The sequence below is a fragment of the Synechococcus sp. R55.7 genome (genome assembly GCF_047461955.1).
In the GTDB taxonomy this organism is placed as follows: Bacteria; Cyanobacteriota; Cyanobacteriia; order Thermostichales; family Thermostichaceae; genus Thermostichus.
In genome coordinates this window covers 2,498-5,503 of record NZ_JANSIC010000174.1, presented here as the reverse complement: position 1 = coordinate 5,503, position 3,006 = coordinate 2,498, and the positions used below count along the sequence as shown (strand labels likewise).

General features: G+C 61.4%; 3 protein-coding genes. 1 reads left to right on the top strand and 2 read right to left on the bottom strand.

From position 1 onward, the window contains the following. Window positions 1-371, bottom strand: a 371-nt coding sequence (locus tag NW820_RS09525) for a hypothetical protein (RefSeq protein WP_414407352.1), incomplete at its 3' end; no start/stop codon positions are given. Window positions 372-547: 176 nt separating this feature from the next. Then, window positions 548-1,459 (bottom strand): 16S rRNA (cytosine(1402)-N(4))-methyltransferase RsmH, encoded by a 912-nt coding sequence (rsmH, locus tag NW820_RS09520; RefSeq protein ID WP_202943713.1) that lies wholly within the window; start codon window positions 1,457-1,459, stop codon window positions 548-550. 234 nt (window positions 1,460-1,693) lie between these two features. On the opposite strand from rsmH, the gene aroA reads away from it, so the two are divergent. Beyond that, on the top strand, window positions 1,694-3,006 hold a 1,313-nt coding region (gene aroA, locus NW820_RS09515), incomplete at its 3' end, for a 3-phosphoshikimate 1-carboxyvinyltransferase (RefSeq protein WP_414407351.1).

The window sequence follows — 3,006 nt, the reverse complement described above, 5'->3', positions numbered from 1 at the left end:
ATTTCCCGCAGAGAATTGGCGATGGATTCCTGAGTCAGCAGAAACTGTCGTTCGTTGCGTTGCATCTGCTGCCACACCTGGTAACGCTGGCTCCACCGGCTTTGGGTATGCACAGTCCAACTGTAAAGGCTCAACACTGAAACACCGGAGAGGATAGCCATCCCTGTGGAGATCTGCTTCCACCAAGCTAGGTGTTCTGCCCAAGCCGAATGTTGGCTGCGAGGATGGGCTGATTTCAACTTCAAATCCAAAGGCTGGGTGCGGCTGGCTTGAACTGTACCGGAGAGGGGTCGGCTCAGAGCAGAAGGCTGTCTGTGGCGACGAGGGCTTTTGGGACGATCAAGACCTGCGTTCAAAGGCTGGCTAACCATAGGGCTTAACCTCACACACACCAAGGAATCCGACGGTGCAGGACTGCCGGTTCCGCTTCACCCTAGTTCCCCGCGCCCCCCAACAGCAACCCCCTTCTCCCGATTCCCGGCCTCAGCAGGACAGCTGTCCGCTTCACGGTAGCCGATCTCTTGAGAGCGGGAGAACCAACCTAAACCTACATCTGACTGCTGCGGGCAGCCACTCGCAGTTTGGCAGAGCGGGCCCGTGGATTGCGTTGCCGTTCCAGTTCGGAAGGGGACAAGGGCTTGGGGGTGAGCACCTGCCAACGGGGATCCCTGCGGAAGGCCCATTTCACCAAGCGATCTTCAAGGCTATGGAAGCTGATCACGGCCAACCTGCCGCCGGGTTTCAACCAAGTGGGGGCTTGGGCCAGTAAGGTTTCTAAAGCCTCCAGTTCTCGGTTCACGGCAATGCGCAACGCCTGAAAGACGCGGGTGGCCGGGTGGATGCGGCCTCGCCGAGCTGCCGGAGGTACCGCCTGCCAAACCACCTGGGCCAACTGGGTGGTTGTGGCGAGGGGACGAGCCTGCTCGATGTGATGGGCAATGCGGCGGGCAAATCGCTCTTCGCCGTAACGGGTGAAAATCTCGATCAACTCTTCGACCGGGCGATGATTAACCCAATCGGCAGCGGTTTCCTGAGCGGCACTGGGATCCATGCGCATATCCAGCGGCCCCTCTCCGCGAAAGCTAAATCCCCGCTCAGGGCAGTCCAGTTGCGGCGAACTCACCCCCAAGTCGGCCACGATGCCATCGAAGGGAATCCCCTGCCCCTGCTCATCCCGAAAGCCATGCTGCTGCAGATCGAAATCGGCAAAATTGAGGTGCCACAGTTGGATGCGGCTGCCGGGGATCCCTTCTGCTGCAAAACGCGCTTGCGCCGCCTGTAGAGCCGCCGGATCCCGATCCAACCCCACCACTCGGGCAGCTCCCCCCCGCAGCAGCGCCAAGCTGTGTCCACCCCCTCCCAACGTCACATCCAAAAAAATACCGCCCCCCTGGGGTTGCAGGTAGGCCATCACCTCCTCGGTCAAAACAGAGTCGTGTTGATACACCTTGCCAAGCACGGTCTGCGGGGGTTCTATTTCTGCTGCTACAAAGTTCAGTATCTGCAAAAAAAAGGCCGAGGCCAGGCCCCGACCGAGGAATCCATGTTGTTAAGGTGATCCTCTGAGAAAAGAGGGGTGGCCGTCAAAAGACAGGCTGTCTTGGGATCCCTGGTAAGATCTCTGGGGCATGAGTCCGGGCCTGAGTAAGATGAGACTGCTGCCGCTTTTGCCCAGTCTGCCATCAGAGTTGCTGTGTTGACTCACTCTTCTGCTACTGATATCTTGACCCTCTCGCCGGCCAAGGGCCTGCGCGGCCAAGTGAGCATCCCCGGCGACAAATCCATTTCCCACCGCGCCCTGATGCTGGGATCCCTGGCCGAAGGAGAAACCACCATCCAAGGGCTGTTGCTGGGAGAGGATCCCCGCAGTACGGCAGCCTGTTTTCGGGCGCTGGGGGCAGATATTTCGGAGCTCAACAGCGAGTGTGTTCGCATTCGGGGAGTTGGCCTGGGCCGGCTGCAAGAACCGGCAGACGTGTTGGATGCAGGTAACTCCGGCACCACCCTGCGACTGATGCTGGGGATCCTGGCTGGCCAGGCCGGGCGCTTTTTTGCCGTCACCGGCGATCGCTCCCTGCGCTCGCGGCCCATGGGGCGGGTGGTAGAACCGCTGCGGCAGATGGGGGCCAGCATTTGGGGACGGGCCGGTGGGACGTTGGCACCTTTGGCCGTACAAGGGGGATCCCTCAAGGGCATTCACTACCGCTCCCCGGTGGCTTCGGCGCAGGTAAAATCCTGCCTCTTGCTGGCGGGCCTGCTGGCGGAAGGCACCACCCAAGTCACCGAGCCGGCTCTCTCTCGGGACCACTCGGAACGGATGTTGCGGGCCTTCGGGGCCAACATTCAGGTGGATCCGGAAACAAAAACCGTGGCCGTGGTGGGGGGATCCCGCCTGGTGGGCCAGAGAGTTCAGGTGCCGGGGGATATCAGCTCGGCAGCCTTTTGGCTGGTGGCCGCCTCCATTGTGCCCGAGAGCGAATTGCTGCTAAGGGATGTGGGCCTCAACCCCACCCGTACCGGTGCGCTGCAGGTGTTGCAGGAGATGGGGGCCGATATTCAAATTGAAAACTGCCGGGAAATGGCCGGCGAGCCCCTGGGAGATCTGCGGGTGCGTTCGGCCCGCTTGCGCGGCTGCACCATCGCCGGCGATCTCATCCCCACCCTGATCGACGAGATCCCGGTTTTGGCGGTGGCGGCGGCCTTTGCCGAGGGGATCACCGTGATTCGCGATGCCGCAGAGCTGCGGGTCAAAGAAAGCGACCGTCTGGCTGCCATAGCCCAAGAGCTGAGCCGCATGGGAGCCCAGGTCGCCGAATATCCCGATGGCCTGGAAATCAAGGGAGGGATCCCTCTTCACGGGGCCGAGGTCGACAGCCACGAGGATCACCGCATCGCCATGAGCCTGATGGTGGCAGCTCTAGGAGCGCAGGGATCCACCCTCCTCAGGGGAGCCGACTGTGCCCGCATCTCCTACCCCGACTTCATTCCCACCCTGCAACGATTGAC